At 61.8% G+C, this 14,876-nt stretch carries 15 protein-coding genes and 2 pseudogenes; 9 read left to right on the top strand and 8 right to left on the bottom strand.

Annotated elements, in window-relative coordinates:
* Positions 1-113: 113 nt before the first annotated feature.
* Positions 114-386 (top strand): annotated as a pseudogene (locus HFO99_RS26530) (aminotransferase class IV); the annotation flags it as partial.
* Between the two features lie 204 nt (positions 387-590).
* On the opposite strand, the gene HFO99_RS26525 reads toward HFO99_RS26530, so the two are convergent.
* Together HFO99_RS26525 and HFO99_RS26520 are read right to left on the bottom strand one after the other, a co-directional pair.
* Positions 591-860 carry a hypothetical protein gene (locus HFO99_RS26525; RefSeq protein WP_003541697.1) on the bottom strand — a complete coding sequence of 90 codons (270 nt, stop codon included), beginning with the start codon at positions 858-860 and terminating at the stop codon, positions 591-593.
* A 183-nt stretch (positions 861-1,043) separates the two neighbouring features.
* Positions 1,044-1,659, bottom strand: a pseudogene (locus HFO99_RS26520) (DUF1236 domain-containing protein).
* Positions 1,660-1,946: 287 nt separating this feature from the next.
* On the opposite strand from HFO99_RS26520, the gene HFO99_RS26515 reads away from it, so the two are divergent.
* Positions 1,947-2,642 (top strand): MBL fold metallo-hydrolase, encoded by a 696-nt coding sequence (locus HFO99_RS26515; protein ID WP_222331412.1) that lies wholly within the window; start codon positions 1,947-1,949, stop codon positions 2,640-2,642.
* A gap of 110 nt (positions 2,643-2,752) precedes the next feature.
* Here HFO99_RS26515 and HFO99_RS26510 read toward each other — a convergent pair whose 3' ends face one another.
* From HFO99_RS26510 to HFO99_RS26495, 4 genes are all read right to left on the bottom strand, one after another.
* Complete coding sequence (locus tag HFO99_RS26510) at positions 2,753-3,094, bottom strand: tRNA-binding protein (RefSeq protein ID WP_222331411.1); 342 nt, start codon at positions 3,092-3,094, stop codon at positions 2,753-2,755.
* A gap of 10 nt (positions 3,095-3,104) precedes the next feature.
* Positions 3,105-3,932, bottom strand: coding sequence for a pyrroline-5-carboxylate reductase (gene proC / locus HFO99_RS26505; protein ID WP_222364606.1), 828 nt, complete (start codon positions 3,930-3,932; stop codon positions 3,105-3,107).
* Between the two features lies 1 nt (position 3,933).
* Positions 3,934-4,434 carry a YbjN domain-containing protein gene (locus tag HFO99_RS26500; RefSeq protein ID WP_003541709.1) on the bottom strand — a complete coding sequence of 167 codons (501 nt, stop codon included), beginning with the start codon at positions 4,432-4,434 and terminating at the stop codon, positions 3,934-3,936.
* A gap of 389 nt (positions 4,435-4,823) precedes the next feature.
* Positions 4,824-5,084, bottom strand: a complete 261-nt coding sequence (locus HFO99_RS26495) for an accessory factor UbiK family protein (protein ID WP_003561307.1) — start codon at positions 5,082-5,084, stop codon at positions 4,824-4,826.
* Positions 5,085-5,285: 201 nt separating this feature from the next.
* On the opposite strand from HFO99_RS26495, the gene lgt reads away from it, so the two are divergent.
* The 6 genes from lgt (at position 5,286) to HFO99_RS26465 (ending at position 11,268) form a co-directional block, all read left to right on the top strand.
* Positions 5,286-6,134, top strand: a complete 849-nt coding sequence (gene lgt / locus HFO99_RS26490) for a prolipoprotein diacylglyceryl transferase (protein WP_222364604.1) — start codon at positions 5,286-5,288, stop codon at positions 6,132-6,134.
* Positions 6,135-6,153: 19 nt separating this feature from the next.
* The gene (locus HFO99_RS26485; protein WP_222246849.1) at positions 6,154-7,254 is read left to right on the top strand and encodes a class I SAM-dependent methyltransferase; all 1,101 of its coding nucleotides are present in this window, start codon (positions 6,154-6,156) and stop codon (positions 7,252-7,254) included.
* A 111-nt stretch (positions 7,255-7,365) separates the two neighbouring features.
* A complete protein-coding gene (gene pgeF, locus HFO99_RS26480) occupies positions 7,366-8,160 on the top strand; it encodes a peptidoglycan editing factor PgeF (protein WP_222364600.1) in 795 nt (264 codons plus the stop codon).
* Between the two features lie 5 nt (positions 8,161-8,165).
* On the top strand, positions 8,166-9,317 hold the full coding sequence (locus HFO99_RS26475; protein ID WP_222364598.1) for a M24 family metallopeptidase: 1,152 nt from the start codon (positions 8,166-8,168) through the stop codon (positions 9,315-9,317).
* A gap of 91 nt (positions 9,318-9,408) precedes the next feature.
* A complete protein-coding gene (locus tag HFO99_RS26470; protein ID WP_222364596.1) occupies positions 9,409-10,230 on the top strand; it encodes a hypothetical protein in 822 nt (273 codons plus the stop codon).
* A gap of 105 nt (positions 10,231-10,335) precedes the next feature.
* Complete coding sequence (locus tag HFO99_RS26465) at positions 10,336-11,268, top strand: ribose-phosphate pyrophosphokinase (RefSeq protein ID WP_017965321.1); 933 nt, start codon at positions 10,336-10,338, stop codon at positions 11,266-11,268.
* A gap of 7 nt (positions 11,269-11,275) precedes the next feature.
* On the opposite strand, the gene HFO99_RS26460 is transcribed toward HFO99_RS26465, so the two are convergent.
* Positions 11,276-12,322 (bottom strand): aldo/keto reductase, encoded by a 1,047-nt coding sequence (locus HFO99_RS26460; protein WP_222364588.1) that lies wholly within the window; start codon positions 12,320-12,322, stop codon positions 11,276-11,278.
* Between the two features lie 117 nt (positions 12,323-12,439).
* On the opposite strand from HFO99_RS26460, the gene HFO99_RS26455 reads away from it, so the two are divergent.
* A complete protein-coding gene (locus tag HFO99_RS26455) occupies positions 12,440-13,345 on the top strand; it encodes a LysR family transcriptional regulator (protein WP_222331403.1) in 906 nt (301 codons plus the stop codon).
* Positions 13,346-13,393: 48 nt separating this feature from the next.
* Here HFO99_RS26455 and HFO99_RS26450 read toward each other — a convergent pair whose 3' ends face one another.
* Entirely contained in the window at positions 13,394-14,857 is a 1,464-nt protein-coding gene (locus HFO99_RS26450; protein WP_222364586.1) for a hypothetical protein, read from the bottom strand.
* Between the last annotated feature and the right edge of the window lie 19 nt (positions 14,858-14,876).

Here is a 14,876-nt window from a genome sequence, read left to right as displayed (position 1 = left end):
GCGCTCAAGCACCGGAGCAGTTTAGGGAAGGCTTTAGTTCCTTTCGACCAGCTGGACCGCGAAATCTGGTCTAAAGGCGAGTTCGTCGCCTGGGAAAGACGCGAAGATCCACGTATCGCGGCCTGGTCGCCGAAGCGACCGGCGCCAACATCTTCTTCATCAAGGACGGCGTCATTCGCACGCCGACCCCGGATTGCTTCCTGAACGGCATCACCCGCCAGATCGTCATCGAACTCGCCAAACGCCGCGGCATAGAGGTGGTCGAACGCGCTATCCTGCCGGAAAAGCTTCCCGGCTTCGGCGAATGCTTCCTCACCGGCTCGGCTGCGGAAGTGACCCCGGTTTCCGAAATCGGCGCGTATCGCCTCACGCCGTCGATGATTTAAGTAACGCTGATGAACGACTAAATAGAAGTCTATCCGGCGGCGATCGCCGCCGAACAAAGCCGTCACGCAATCGGTCCGGCTACTGCATAATTCCTTAAATCGGAATCGATTTAAGGCTAAAATTTTGCAGCAATTTAAAGTGTTAAGCGTCCTTTGCGCGTCTCAAAAGACGCGCGGCGCTGTAGCGCCGACCCGTCTGGCCTTTTATCTATGCGCCCGTGCCATGACCAGTCCGGCGAGCGTCGAAAGAATGCCGCCGCCGATCAAACCGCCGATGCCGTCGGCGATCAGCCCGGTCATGGCCGCTTCGCCGCCGACCATGCTGAGCAGCATACCGCCGGCGACGCCGCCGATCGCGCCTGCGATCGTCCGGGCGACGACATTGATTGCTTGCTGCTTCAAAGCGGCACTCGCGGCGTTGCCGCCGATTGCACCGGCAATCAATTGTGTGATGAGCGGAAGTAGCGCTTCCATGAATTCCTCCTCTAGCGATCTCCCCGATCGCCGATCCATGCCGAACCTTCGGCATATTAGTATTTTAACATGTTTTGGAGGAAAGCGTTAAGAAAAATCAACCGATGCGGGATTAAGGCAGGAAGAAGCGCCCCGGTACGAGGCGGTCCGACGTCCGCCCCGCCTCAGTTTCAGTCGATCACGTCATTGATAGACGTAGACGATCCGGCGTGTACCGGGATCGACCAGCACCGGCCGATCGTTGATCCTGACATAACGGTACTCGTAGTCGGGAATCGACTGGAAGGTGACATCGTCAGGCACCTCAGCGCCGACCACGACATCGCCGCCGAGCTGCACCGTCTGGCCCGGATTGGTTTCGATATAAGTGCGGACCGTCTCCGGCGGGGTGATGGTCTCGACCGCTCCGACGGGGCCGAGCAACTCGTCGCCAGGTGCCGGCTGTGGCTCGGCCGGCACGACACTCGCGGTCGACTCATAAGTCACGCTGGGTACGCCGATCTCGGCACGGTGCTGCTCGACGATGACAGGGCTGCCGCCTTGATCGACCTGCAGATAATCGGCATAGACCCAACCGCGCATGCCGTTGACGTCGACACGGCACCAGCGGCTGCCTTCGATACAGCCATCGAGGACCGCTGTCGAGCCGCGGGTGGCAAGGCCCACCGTCGGATATTGCGGGCCCGGACCGGCACGGACGTTGAGATCGTTGACCGTCGTCGCCATCATCTCAGCCTGCGCGAGACCCGCTCGCCAGGAGCACGGCTCCAGCCAACAGAATGTTTCTCTTCAAGGTCATGTGAGCGTCTCCTTGGTTTCGATGGGCTGACAACGCGCGGGGTTCCACGATGTTCCCATGCGCTCCGCCGAGCGAAATGCGGCTTGTGGGAGAATTCGTCCAAGTGCCTAGAAGAATTGAACAAAATTCAATTTTTCGCCTCTATCATGATGGCGGAGAGGGGCATAAATTCTTGTTGCAGTCCGTCATTTTGCCGTGAGGCGGACCGCAATGGCGGAAGATTCCGGCTGCCCTTGCCAGGGTTTCGGACTATACCCGAAGCAGCAGAGACACCAAGCGAGGCACTTATGGGCATGCTCCAGGCCGGCATCATTCCGGTGACACCCTTCCAGCAGAACTGTACGATCTTCTTCGATCCCGATACCAAGGAAGGCGTCGTCGTCGATCCCGGCGGCGATGTGCCGCTCATTCTGCAGGCGATTGCCCAGAACGGCCTGACCATCAAGGAAATCTGGCTGACACACGGCCATCTCGACCATGCCGGCGGTGCCCGCGAACTGAAGGAAGCTCTCGGTATCGACGTGGTCGGCCCGCATCAGGACGACCTGCCGCTGCTGCAGCGGATCGAGGCCCAGGCCGCGAAATACGGCATATCAGGATTGCGTAACGTCGTGCCCGACCGCTGGCTGAAGGACGGCGACAAGATCTCTTTCGGCACCCATGAATTCGAGGTCTACCACACGCCCGGCCACGCCCCCGGCCACGTCATCTATTTCAACCGTGCGCAGAACTTCGCTCATCTTGGCGACGTGCTTTTCAACGGCTCGATCGGCCGCACCGACCTGCCCGGCGGCGATCATCAGCAGCTTCTCGATTCGATCCGCGACAAGGTATTGCCACTCGGCGACGAAGTCGGATTCATCTGCGGCCACGGCCCTGGCAGCCGCATCGGCGACGAGCGGCGAAGCAATCCATTTCTGCAGGAAATCAGATCTCGGGGAGGATCCGATGCCGGCGCAGCAGGCGAAGCCCCGAACAACTGATGCATGTCGACAAAAAGTGCGCAGCGGTTTTGGGATAACGACTTGCATAAAGAGCTATCGCGTCGCATGAATCCGATTCGACGCGACGCGCTTTAAGTGCGAGCTCGCGCTTACATCAGCTTTCGGCCGTTTGGCACCGGCTGTTCGACCGCAGCAAGCACGATCGCGCCGTTCTCGTCTTCGAATCCCAGCGTCAGCACTTCCGAGCGGAACGGCCCGATCTGGCGCGGCGGGAAATTGACGACGCCGAGAACTTGCCGGCCCAACAGGCTTTCCGGCGTATAATGCACGGTGATCTGCGCCGAGGATTTTTTAACGCCGATCTCAGGGCCGAAATCGATCACCAGCTTGATTGCCGGCTTTCGCGCTTCCGGAAAGGGACTGGCCTCGATGATCGTGCCGACACGAATGTCGACACGCTCGAAATCGTCGTAGTTGATCTCTTCTGCCATATTGTCTCCGTCAGCCGGCCAGTTCCTCGGCCCGCTTGCGCGCCGCCGCAAGGGCTGCGTCGAACAGAGGCTGCATGCCGTTCTCGCCCATCAGCACGGCGAGCGCCGCCGCCGTGGTGCCGCCGGGAGAAGTCACATTCTCTCGCAGCCGCGAAGCGTCGTCGGGGGACTGGTGCATGAGTTCACCAGCCCCCGCGACTGTTTCCCGCGCAAGACGCATGGCGAGGTCCGCCTGCAGGCCGAGTTTACGGCCTGCCTCCGCCATACATTCGACGAGATAGAATACGTAGGCCGGGCCGCTGCCCGAAAGCGCCGTCACGGCATCGATATCGGCTTCCGCCGGCACCCATTCGACCGGGCCCGAGACGCGCAGAAGGGAATGGACGCGTTTGCGCTGCTGATCGCTGACCCCTGAATTGGCAAAGGCGCCGGTGATGCCGCGCCCGACCATGGCCGGCGTGTTCGGCATGGCCCGCACCATGGCGGCCTTGCCGAGATGTCTCTCGAGGAAATCGAGCGTCTTGCCGGCTGCGACCGAGACGACCACCGTGCCCGACCCGACCGCACTTTTCACCGCCGGCAGCACCGTTTCCATCACCTGCGGCTTGACCGCCAGGAACAGCACGCTTGCCTTCAAATCCATGGGAAGCGCGGTCAGATGGGTCGCGCCGGCCCCGTTGATCGTCGCCAGCATCGCCGGCGACGGGCCGGGATCGACGACAATGACGGCCGAGCCCGGAACGCCGCTTTTCAGCCAGCCGGAGAGCATCGCCCCACCCATGTTTCCGGCGCCGATCAGAACGACGGGATGTGTCGAGGAGAAAGGGGTCGTCGGCATCTTATGCCTCGCCGACCGTTTCAAACAGCACGGCTTCCATCGCCTTCGTCGCTTCCATGCCGGACCAGACGACGAACTGGAATGCCTGGAAATAGGCCTCGCAGGTGTCGAGCGCGCTGGAAAGCAGCACCTCCACCTGGCGATTGGTGGGCTCCGCACCGCCGGCAAGCAGCAGCGATTGGCGGAAAATGACCACATCTTCCTGACGCCAGAGGTCGAAATGACCCATCAGCACCTGCCCGTTAATCGCCGAGAGCAGCTTGACCACCTCGTTGACCCTGATGTCGGGAACTTTGATATCGAAGGCGCAGCCAAGATGCAGCGCCTCGAATTCCTCCATCCAGGAGAAAGAGACGTGATAGTCCGTCCAGCGACCCTCGACCGTCATCGCGATCTCGTCCTCGCCGGACCGTTCGAACGACCAGTCGTTGTTGGAGGCAACGTACTCGATCATATCGACCGGGTTCGACTGACGCTCGACTTCCAATTCCATCAGGTTCATGCAGCACCTTCTTGACCGGAACGAATGCGACCTAACTTGGTGTACGAACACAAGAAAGACACACGCAAAATACCGGAACCACCACTCGGATGATCGTTGAACCGCTGCCAGACTTAACGCAGATAACCTGCCCGGAGCTTACCAAGTCGCTTCGAATCATCATTTAAAATCAGTGTATAGCGCCCCTTGCCCCCTGCCAGCCCCCCGAACGGAAAATAGGACCGGCCACTGTGGAAAGGCTCTTCGAAATTCAATTCAGAAGGGAGAATAAGCGACTCTGCGAATTGGCTTTTTTGGCAGTGTCCACAGGTGGAAAACTCACCTGGTTTTTTTACGGAAGATGCGGCGTATGGCATGAATGCAACGCCGCATCTGTGTCGTATCGGGACCTAAGCGCCCTCGCCGGCAAGTTTCGCCTCGAGCACTGCGATGCGGGCGGCAAGCGCCTCGTTCTCGTCGCGTGCCTTGATCGCCATCTCGCGCACGGCCTCGAACTCCTCGCGCTTGACGATGTCCATGCTGTTCAGCCAACGCTCGGCCTGGGCGTTGAAGGCGGTTTCGATCTCCTTGCGGACGCCCTGGGCGGCACCGGCCGCATCGGTCATCAGCTTGGCGAATTCGTCCATGATGCGGTTCGTTCCGGTCGTCATGGCGTTTTTCTCCCTTCGCATGAGGTGAATTCAGCCCTTCGGGGCCTCGAGGATTGAGGTAGGGCTTCGCCACCGACGATGCAAGCGCTTTGCACGGGATAAGCTTGCCGGCACCGGCCAGGAACGAGCCATCACGAACAATGGACTTGACCGTCCGGGATCGCAGCGGCATGTTCCGCGCAACTCAACGGGTGGAAAACCTTGCCGATAGCAGCCGATCTCCTTGCCATCATGCCTTTCCCGGATATCGATCCGATTGCCTTTTCGATCGGTCCGCTGGCGATTCACTGGTACGGCCTCGCCTACGTCGCCGGCATCCTGCTCGGCTGGGCCTATGCGCGCCGCCTCGCCGCCAATGAAAGTCTCTGGCCCGGCAACGTCTCGCCGATGTCAAGGACGCAGCTCGACGATTTCATCGTCTGGGCAGCGCTTGGCGTCGTCCTCGGCGGCCGTCTCGGCTATATTTTCTTCTATGATCTCCCCGCCGTCCTGCGCAGTCCCGTCCGTGCGCTCGAGATCTGGAACGGTGGCATGTCCTTCCATGGCGGCCTGACCGGCACGACGATTGCCATGATCCTCTTTGCGCGCCGCAACGCCATACCGATCTGGAGCCTGTTCGACATCGTCGCCACCGTCGTTCCCTTCGGTCTGCTTTTTGGCCGCATCGCCAATTTCATCAATGGCGAGCTGTGGGGCCGATTGACCGACGTGCCCTGGGCCGTGGTCTTCCCGACCGGCGGTCCCTTCGCCCGCCACCCAAGCCAGCTTTACGAAGCCGGCCTCGAAGGCATTGCTCTGCTCGCAGTGCTGGCCGCCCTGGTCTACGGCATGCGCGCGCTGAAAAGCCCCGGCTTCATCACAGGCGTCTTCGTGTGCGGCTATGCGCTCTCGCGCATCTTCGTCGAATTCTTCCGCGAGCCCGACGCCCAGATCGGTTACCTCCTCGGCACGAACTGGCTGACCATGGGCATGGTGCTCTCCTCCCCGATGATCCTGCTCGGGCTCTGGGCGATGATGCGGGCCCGCCGCCGGGCTGCGCTGCAGCTTTGAAAACGGCAGGACGCGCGACATGACCACCGCTCTAGGCAAAAAGATCAAGGCAATCATCCAGGCCAACGGCCCGATCAGCGTCACCGATTATTTCTCGCTCTGCCTCGCCGATCCCGAACACGGCTATTACCGGACGCGTGAGCCCTTCGGCCGTTCCGGCGATTTCGTCACCGCGCCCGAGGTCAGCCAGATCTTCGGCGAGATGATCGGCGTTTTCATCGTCCATGCCTGGCAGCGCCACGGCGCACCGACGGATGTGCGCCTCGTCGAGATCGGCCCCGGCCGCGGTACGATGATGGCTGACATGCTGCGCGTCATCTCCCGCATCGCCCCGCCACTCCTGGACGCTATGAGCGTGCATCTCGTCGAAACCAGCGAGCGCCTGCGCGACGTCCAGAGCCAGACACTCGAGCCTTACGGCGAGAAAATCGCCTGGCATAATGGCTTCGACGAAGTGCCGCCCGGATTCACGCTGATTGCCGCCAACGAGCTCTTCGACGCCATCCCGATCCGCCAGTTCGTCCGCATGCCGACGGGTTTCCGCGAGCGCATGGTCGGCATCGACGCCGATGGCGAGCTGACCTTCGCCGCCGGCGTCGCCGGTCTCGATCCCGCGCTTCTTCCCGAACCGGTGCAGAACGTTCCGGTCGGCACTCTCTTTGAAATCTCGCCGGCCCGCCAGGCGGTGATGATCGCAATCTGCGAGCGGCTGCGCGTCTTCGGCGGCACGGCGCTTACGGTCGACTATGGCCATCTCGTCACCGGCTTCGGCGATACGCTCCAGGCCGTGCGCATGCATGAATTCGACCCGCCGCTCGCCCATCCCGGTGAAGCCGATCTGACAAGTCATGTCGACTTCCAGCAGCTCGCCGAAACGGCGCTTGCGGCCGGCGTCCATCTGAACGGCGCCCTGCATCAAGGTGATTTTCTAAGTGGCCTCGGCATTCTCGAACGTGCGGCGGCCCTCGGTCGGGATCGCGAGCCGCAAACCCAGCAGGTCATCCAGGCGGCGGTCGAAAGGCTTGCAGGCGCCGGTGAAGGCCGGATGGGTGAACTCTTCAAGGTGATGGCGGTCTCCCATCCCGCCATCGATCTCATGCCGTTTCGTCCGGTGGATTGACAGGGCGCACGCGGCTGGTTCAACATCGGCCCGAAACAAGAACTTGAAGCGCGCCGCATATGCGATGCGCTTGGGATCATAACAAACCCCTCGAAAACCCCGGAATCACAGATGCAGGACGCGGCCTCTCCCGCACCGATCGAAAGCGCCCTGCTGAACGAAGCGGCGGGCAGCACCATCCGGCACGGTTATTTCACGCGGGCCGGCGGCGTTTCCGAAGGACTGTATCGTGGCCTCAATGTCGGCCTCGGCTCCAGCGACGAACGTGACAAGGTCCTCGAAAACCGGCGCCGTGTCGCCGCCTGGTTCGGCTTGCCGGTCGAGCGGCTGGCAACCGTGCATCAGGTCCATTCTCCCGATGTCGTGATGGTCGGTGCCGATTATGACGGCGCCCGCCCTAACGCCGATGCGATGGTAACGCGCACCCCGGGAATCGCGCTTGGCGTGCTCGCCGCCGATTGCGGGCCGATCCTCTTTGCCGATCCCGATAACCGCGTCATCGGCGCAGCCCATGCCGGCTGGAAGGGCGCACTGACGGGCGTGCTCGAAAATACCATCGCCGCCATGGAGGCGCTCGGTGCGGACCGCGCTCGCATCGTCGCCTGCCTCGGCCCCTCGATCAGCCAGGCAAGTTATGAGGTCGGTCCCGAGTTCGTCGAGCGTTTCGTCGCCGAAAATCCGGAGGACGTGCGCTTTTTTGTGCCTTCCGCAACGCCCGGCCATGCCATGTTCAACCTGCCGGCGTTGACCGTCGACCGGCTGACGAAAGCCGGCGTGCATGCCGAAAGCCTCGGCCTCTGCACCTATCCGGATAGCGAGCGCTTCTTTTCCTACCGCAGAACGACACATCGCAAGGAGCCGGATTACGGCCGCCAGATTTCCGCGATATCAATCAGGGAGACTTGAGCAGAATGGCACTGCATTTCGAAAAGGCCGAATTCGCAAGCCGGCTTGCGCGCCTCACCGAGAAGATGAAGGAAGAAAAGCTCGACGCCTTGCTGCTCTTCGCCCAGGAAAGCATGTACTGGCTGACCGGCTACGACACCTTCGGCTACTGCTTCTTCCAGACGCTGGTCGTCAAGAGCGACGGCACCATGGCGCTGATGACCCGCTCGGCCGATCTTCGCCAGGCGAGGCATACCTCGATCCTCGAGAACATCCATATCTGGGTCGACCGGGTCAATGCCGATCCGACGCTCGACCTGAAGAACCTGCTGGTCGAGATGGATCTGCTTGGGGCGCGCATCGGTGTCGAATACGATACGCACGGCATGACCGGCCGCGTCGCCCGTCTGCTCGACGCGCAATTGACCATCTTCGGCCAGATCGTCGATGCTTCCTACCTCGTCAGCCGCCTGCGCCTGATCAAGAGCCCGACGGAGGTCGCCTATGTCGAACGTGCCGCCGTTCTCGCCGACGATGCGCTCGATGCCGCGATCCGGCTGACGAAATCCGGCGCCGACGAGGCCGATATCCTTGCCGCCATGCAGGGCGCGGTTTTTTCCGGCGGCGGCGACTACCCCGCCAACGAGTTCATCATCGGCTCCGGCGCCGACGCGCTGCTCTGCCGCTACAAGGCCGGCCGCCGCAAGCTCGACGCCAACGACCAGCTGACGCTCGAATGGGCCGGCGCCTATGCGCATTACCACGCCGCCATGATGCGCACGATCGTCATCGGCGAGCCGACGCACCGCCACCGCGAGCTCTACAGCGCCTGCCGCGAAACCATCGAGGCGATCGAGACCGTGCTGAAGCCCGGCCAGACCTTCGGCGATGTCTTCGACATGCATGCCAAGATCATCGACGAGCGCGGCCTGGCCCGCCACCGGCTGAATGCCTGCGGTTATTCGCTCGGCGCCCGCTTCTCTCCCTCCTGGATGGAGCATCAAATGTTCCATGTCGGCAATCCGCAGCCGATCGAGCCGGACATGTCGCTCTTCGTGCACATGATCATCGCCGATTCCGATACGGGCACGGCGATGACGCTTGGCCAGACTTATTTGACGACAACGGATGCGCCGCGCGCGCTGTCCCGCCATCCGCTCGATTTCATCGGCCTCTGACCGGTGAGAATCCGGAATTGACAGACGACCGTCCCCACCCGCATAAATTCGGGTGGGGCTGATTGCGATTGTGGGAAGGACGGATCAAGGGATGACGCGAGCTGCGATTGTGCCCACGCTCCTATTCGTCATGGCTCTGCTGACCGCCTGCAATACCACCGACGCGCTGACACCGCAGGTCGATATCGGCGATTCCTCAGCGGCAGCACCTTCGAGTCCGGTGACGCAGAGCGAGGCCGAGCGCTTGGCGGGTACCCGCCACCCGACTTTCGCTGGAAATCCGCAGCCGGGCGGCTACCATCCAGCCTATGATCAGTCGCAGCAGGCCTATCGACCCGGCACCGGCGCGCCACCGACGACGATGCAGGAACAGGCAAACGCCCTATCGAGGAGCGGCTCCTCGCCGGCCGCCTCCGCCCCGATCGAGGGACAATCGCTGCCACCGCCGGCGGCCAGTGGTCGGCTTCCCGCACAGTCGGCTGAACCGGCCGAGACGCAACAGCCGCAGCAGACCGCCGCCCTCAGCCCGGCCCCCTCCTCCGCCCGCGGCAATACCGTGCGCTTCTTGCCGATCATCGGCGCGCCGGTGCAGGCCGTGACCCCGCTCTCGCGCCAACTCGGCACCGAGGCACGCGCGCATGGCCTTTCCATCAAGAGTTCGAACGATGCGAGCAGCGATTATATTCTCAAAGGTTACCTCTCCGCCTTCGGCGACGATGGCAAGGTCACCGTGGTCTATGTCTGGGATATTCTCGACAGCGGCGGGGGCCGCCTGCACCGCATCCAGGGGCAAGAAAGCGTGCCGACGGCGGCGACCGATCCATGGGCGGGCGTTCCGGCCTCAGTGATGCAGCAGATCGGCTCAAAAACGATCGCGGAATTCTCCTCCTGGCGGCAGACTCAGGGTGGTTAGTCACAAACTTTTTGCAAATATGGAAGCCTGTGGCGCCTTTGCCCTTGCATTCACGGGGAAGCTGACTAAAAAGCGCGGCTATCAGCGCGTAACAGGCGGACCAAAATGAAGGTTTTCGCAGGCAATTCGAACCGGCAACTCGCCGAAGCGATCTGCAACTATCTCAATGTTCCCTTGGGGAAAGCCAGTGTTCGAAGGTTTGCCGATCAGGAAATCTTCGTGGAGATCCAGGAAAATGTGCGCGGTGAGGATGTTTTCCTCGTGCAGCCGACCGCCTTTCCCGCCAACGATCATCTCATGGAACTGCTGATCATGATCGACGCCATGCGTCGTTCGTCAGCCCGCCGCATCACCGCCGTCCTGCCCTATTTCGGCTATGCCCGTCAGGACCGCCGGGCTTCCGGGCGCACGCCGATCTCCGCCAAGCTGGTCGCAAACCTCATTACCGAGGCCGGCGCTGACCGCGTGATGACGCTCGATCTCCATGCCGGGCAGATCCAGGGCTTCTTCGATATACCCACAGACAACCTCTTTGCCATGCCCGTGCTGACCCGCGACATCAAGAGCCACTATGACCTCAGCAACGTCGTGGTCGTCTCGCCCGACGTCGGCGGTGTGGTTCGCGCCCGCGCGCTCGCGAAGCGCCTGGACTGCCTTCTGGCCATCGTCGACAAGCGCCGCGATCGGCCGGGTGACTCCGAAGTCATGAACATCATCGGCGACATTGCCGGCAAGGACTGCCTGCTGATTGACGATATCGTCGATTCCGGCGGCACGCTCTGCAACGCGGCCGACGCGATGCTGGCCAAGGGCGCGTCCAGCGTCACCGCCTATATCACCCACGGCGTTCTCTCCGGCGGCGCGGTCACTCGCGTCACCTCCTCGAAGCTGCGCGAACTCGTCATCACGGATTCGATCCAGCCGACCACGGCCGTGCTTTCGGCACACAATATCCGCGTCGTAACGACGGCGCCGCTGATCGGCGAAGCCATCAGCCGAACGGCCCAGGAAGAGTCCGTCTCCAGCCTCTTCGACTGAAGATAAACTATCGGCCAGCTGCGACGTGACCGTTGAGGGCCGCCTTCTGCGGCTGGTCGACGAGATTGTCGATGAACCAGTTCGGATAGACCGGGGCCGGCTCAGTCGCCGCATCGAGCGCTGTAAGGTCGCCTTCATCAAGCACCAGCTTCGCCGCACCGAGATTGTCGACCAGTTGATGCGGTTTCGAGGCGCCGAGCAACACGCTTGAGACCGTCTTTTTCGCAAGCAGCCAGGCGATCGCCACCTGGGCGACGCTCGCCCCGTGCGCGGCGGCGATCACCCGCATGCGCTCGACCAGCGCGAAGCCCCGTTCCTTGTCGAAGGGCAGGATATCGAAACCGGAATAGCGGTTGTCGGGATCACCGAGCGTTTCGCGGGTGTACTTGCCGGAGAGGAAGCCGGAGGCGAGCGGGCTCCAGACAGTCAGCCCGAGGCCATAACGCTGCATCATGGGAAGAATGTCGCGCTCGACGTCGCGGCCAAGCAGCGAATAATATATCTGTCCATGCGTGAAGGGCGCCAGCCCGTTCGCCTTCTGGATTTCAAGCGCCGCCGCCACCTTCCAGGCCGACCAGTTGGAAAAGCCGATATAACGCGCCTTGCCGGAGCGCACGACCGCATCGAGCGCCGCGAGCGTCTCCTCGAGCGGCGTGAACGGATCCTCCTTGTGGACGATATAGACGTCGATCCAGTCCGTTCTGAGCCGTCTCAGGCTTTCCTCGACCGACAAAAGGATGTGGCGGCGGGAAAGTCCGGCCTGGCCGAGAGGCGTGCCGGTGCGGAAGCCGACCTTGGTGGCAATCACCACCTCGCTGCGCCGCGCCATCAGCACCTGTCCGAGGATCGTTTCCGACTGGCCGGATGCGTAGGCGTCTGCCGTATCGAAGAAGTTGATGCCGGCATCAAGTGCCTGTCCGACAAGCGCATCGGCAACATCGGCATCGGTCTTGTAGATCGCGCCTAAGCTGCGGTCGCCCGATGTGAAAGTCATCGCGCCGAAGGCAAGCCTGGAAACGGCAAGGCCGGTCCGGCCGAGGGTCGTATATTGCATGTCATCCTCCATCCATTGGATTGTCGTGATCGGATGGGAAGACAATGCCTCAAAACATTATTGCAAAAAATCCGCCGAATCGATAAGGCTTATGAAGCTTAACTTCATAATAGACCGATGACGCCCGACCCCTTCAACGGTTTGACGGAATTCCTGGCCGTCGCCGACGCCAGGAGCTTCACCGCCGCCGCCGCATCGCTCGGCGTCACGCCGACTGCCGTCAGCCAGACGATCCGCGCGCTCGAGACGAGGCTCGGCGTGCCGCTCTTCGTCCGCACCACGCGGCGCGTCGCGCTCACTGAAGCCGGTGCCGCGCTCTTCCAGCGCGTCCGTCCGGCTGCCGCCGACATTGCCGATGCCTTCGACATGCTGGGTGGCTTCCGCGACCGCCCGCTCGGGCACCTGCGCCTCACCGTGCCGCGCATGGCCGTGCCGCTGATCGTGACGCCGCTGCTGCCGCAATTTCGCAACGCCTATCCCGATATCTCCGTCGAGATCTCGGTCGATGATGCGGCAATCGATATCACCGAACGCGGTTTCGACGCCGGCATCCGCATCGGCGAGGCGATCGAAAAGGACATGATCGTCATGCGGCTGACATCTGATATCACCTGGACGGTCGTCGGCTCACCCGGCTATTTCGCCCGATACGGCCGGCCAGTGACGCCGGAGGACCTCACCCGCCATCAGGCGATCCGCTACCGCTATCCGACATCGGGCGTCATCTATCGCTGGGAATTCGAGCGAGACGGCCGCGACTTCTCCGTCGATGCGCCGGGCAACCTGATGGTCAACGATTTCCTGCTGCTGCTCGAGCTCGCCGAGGCCGGGCTCGGTCTTGCCTATTTGCCGGATATTTCCGTCGGCGAGGCCGTGGCATCAGGGCGGCTCGAACGCGTGCTCGATCCCTTCTTGCCGACCACGCCCGGTCTCTTTGCCTATTTCCCCGCCCGCTCGCAGACGCAGCTGAAGTTGCGCGCCTTTCTCGACATGGCAACGGCGCTGCTGCGCCGCAAAGGGTGAGACCCTGAGCGGCGCATCTGCTCTTCGGTCGAAAGACCCTGGTATACGCTATTGCGGCTGGTCCGCTTCCTTGACCACCTGGCCGTTAACAGCGATTGCGCCATCGCGGCCGATGGTGATGTCCCAGCGCGAACGGCCATCCGCATCGGTCTTGGCGAAGCCCTTCACCATCATGATGCCGAAGGAGACCTGGTTGAGGTCGGGATCCGTCTTGGCAAGCTCCTGAACCGCGGCAATCGTCTTGTCGAGGTCGCGGGCAAGGATCGTCGCCTCCATCGAATAGTCCTTCTGGGTATCGACCCGTCCCTCGATCTTGCCGGTCATGTCGACGTCGTAGACATCGGATTTGGCGCTGACCTTCGGAAACTCGATGGTGAGCCGGCCATCGCGGAAGAGCTTTTTCGCCATCTCGTCGCCGCTTTGCTCCGGCGGCTTGGCGTTGAAATCCATCGCCATGAGCGCGTCGCCGAAGGTGGCGAAATCCAGATTCGGAATGGCGAGCTGCAGATCGAAATTGGTCGGCACGAAAGGCGAATAACTTGCCGGCATTGCCGGGCTGACGAGGCTGATGTCCTGCGCATCGATGCCGAAGCCGAAACGCATGGCGTCGCTCGGCCCATCCATAACCAGGTTGTAACCGAATGCCTTGACGCCGCCATTGCCCATCTGGTTGCTGACGGTCAGATTATTGACCCCGATCGTCTCGTTGAACGAGGCAAGAATCGGAAAGGCTTGCTTCAGCATTCCCTTTATCTTGTCGCTGTTTTCCGGGCTTAGTTCTTTCTCCTCGAGATGGTCGAGAATGAAAAGGACGATCTCGCGGATTTGCTTAGCCGGCAGGCCGTTCACCTTGGCATCGAAATCGATCGAGTCGGCGCGGATTTCAACAGGCGGCATTTGCAGGCCGGAAACCTGCTCGACGAAAGTCGACATGGACCCGCTGCCCCCAAAATCGATACGCCCATTGCCGCCTGCGCTGTCCGTCGAGGTCAGCTTTTGGTCCATCCCTGCAAAGCTGGCATGGACTTCCTCGGTGTCGGACTTGCTGGCGACCTTGATGTCCTTGGCGGTGAAGGTGCCGGAGCGCAGGTAGCTGATCGCCGGGTCGAAGACGCCGGTATAGACAAGCGAAGCGATGGAGTAGGAGAAATCCGTCGGCTTCTGGTCGGGCCCCTTGAAATGGCCGGAGACGTTGAGCTTGTTGTCACCCTCAATGTTCCAGAGCCCACTATCGAGCGGCGTAGCGAACATCGAGAACGGCGTCAGCCCGCTGATCGCAAATGTCGCTGGATCGGCCTTGGCAAGCAGCTTCGCCAGATCGTAGATGATCTCGTAGCGTGTGCCCGCCGGATTGACGGTGAGCATGCCGCTCTTCGCCAGATCCTCGGGAAGCAGCTTCGTCAGATTGTCCTTGACCGCATTGGCGCCATCCTGATTGATCTCGACGCCCTGGGCCGTGGTGACAAGGCAAAGTGCCAGCAAGCTCGTTGCCGTGACAAGTTTGAGACGCATAGTCCGATTTCTCCTCAGC

The sequence above is a fragment of the Rhizobium leguminosarum genome, assembly GCF_019798305.1.
GTDB lineage: Bacteria > Pseudomonadota > Alphaproteobacteria > Rhizobiales > Rhizobiaceae > Rhizobium > Rhizobium leguminosarum_U.
The sequence above is the reverse complement of the archived record's forward strand: the minus strand, read 5'-3'. Positions and strand labels throughout refer to the sequence as shown.

Excerpts from the sequence above, each read along its gene's own strand:
- pgeF (WP_222364600.1), top strand. The coding sequence starts at position 7,366 with ATGCAGGACGCGGCCTCTCCCGCACCGATCGAAAGCGCCCTGCTGAAC.
- HFO99_RS26525 (WP_003541697.1), bottom strand. The coding sequence starts at position 860 with ATGGAAGCGCTACTTCCGCTCATCACACAATTGATTGCCGGTGCAATC.
- HFO99_RS26450 (WP_222364586.1), bottom strand. The coding sequence starts at position 14,857 with ATGCGTCTCAAACTTGTCACGGCAACGAGCTTGCTGGCACTTTGCCTT.
- HFO99_RS26465 (WP_017965321.1), top strand. The coding sequence starts at position 10,336 with ATGAAGGTTTTCGCAGGCAATTCGAACCGGCAACTCGCCGAAGCGATC.
- HFO99_RS26515 (WP_222331412.1), top strand. The coding sequence starts at position 1,947 with ATGGGCATGCTCCAGGCCGGCATCATTCCGGTGACACCCTTCCAGCAG.
- HFO99_RS26485 (WP_222246849.1), top strand. The coding sequence starts at position 6,154 with ATGACCACCGCTCTAGGCAAAAAGATCAAGGCAATCATCCAGGCCAAC.
- HFO99_RS26470 (WP_222364596.1), top strand. The coding sequence starts at position 9,409 with ATGACGCGAGCTGCGATTGTGCCCACGCTCCTATTCGTCATGGCTCTG.
- HFO99_RS26460 (WP_222364588.1), bottom strand. The coding sequence starts at position 12,322 with ATGCAATATACGACCCTCGGCCGGACCGGCCTTGCCGTTTCCAGGCTT.
- HFO99_RS26495 (WP_003561307.1), bottom strand. The coding sequence starts at position 5,084 with ATGACGACCGGAACGAACCGCATCATGGACGAATTCGCCAAGCTGATG.
- HFO99_RS26500 (WP_003541709.1), bottom strand. The coding sequence starts at position 4,434 with ATGAACCTGATGGAATTGGAAGTCGAGCGTCAGTCGAACCCGGTCGAT.
- HFO99_RS26475 (WP_222364598.1), top strand. The coding sequence starts at position 8,166 with ATGGCACTGCATTTCGAAAAGGCCGAATTCGCAAGCCGGCTTGCGCGC.
- HFO99_RS26510 (WP_222331411.1), bottom strand. The coding sequence starts at position 3,094 with ATGGCAGAAGAGATCAACTACGACGATTTCGAGCGTGTCGACATTCGT.
- proC (WP_222364606.1), bottom strand. The coding sequence starts at position 3,932 with ATGCCGACGACCCCTTTCTCCTCGACACATCCCGTCGTTCTGATCGGC.
- HFO99_RS26455 (WP_222331403.1), top strand. The coding sequence starts at position 12,440 with ATGACGCCCGACCCCTTCAACGGTTTGACGGAATTCCTGGCCGTCGCC.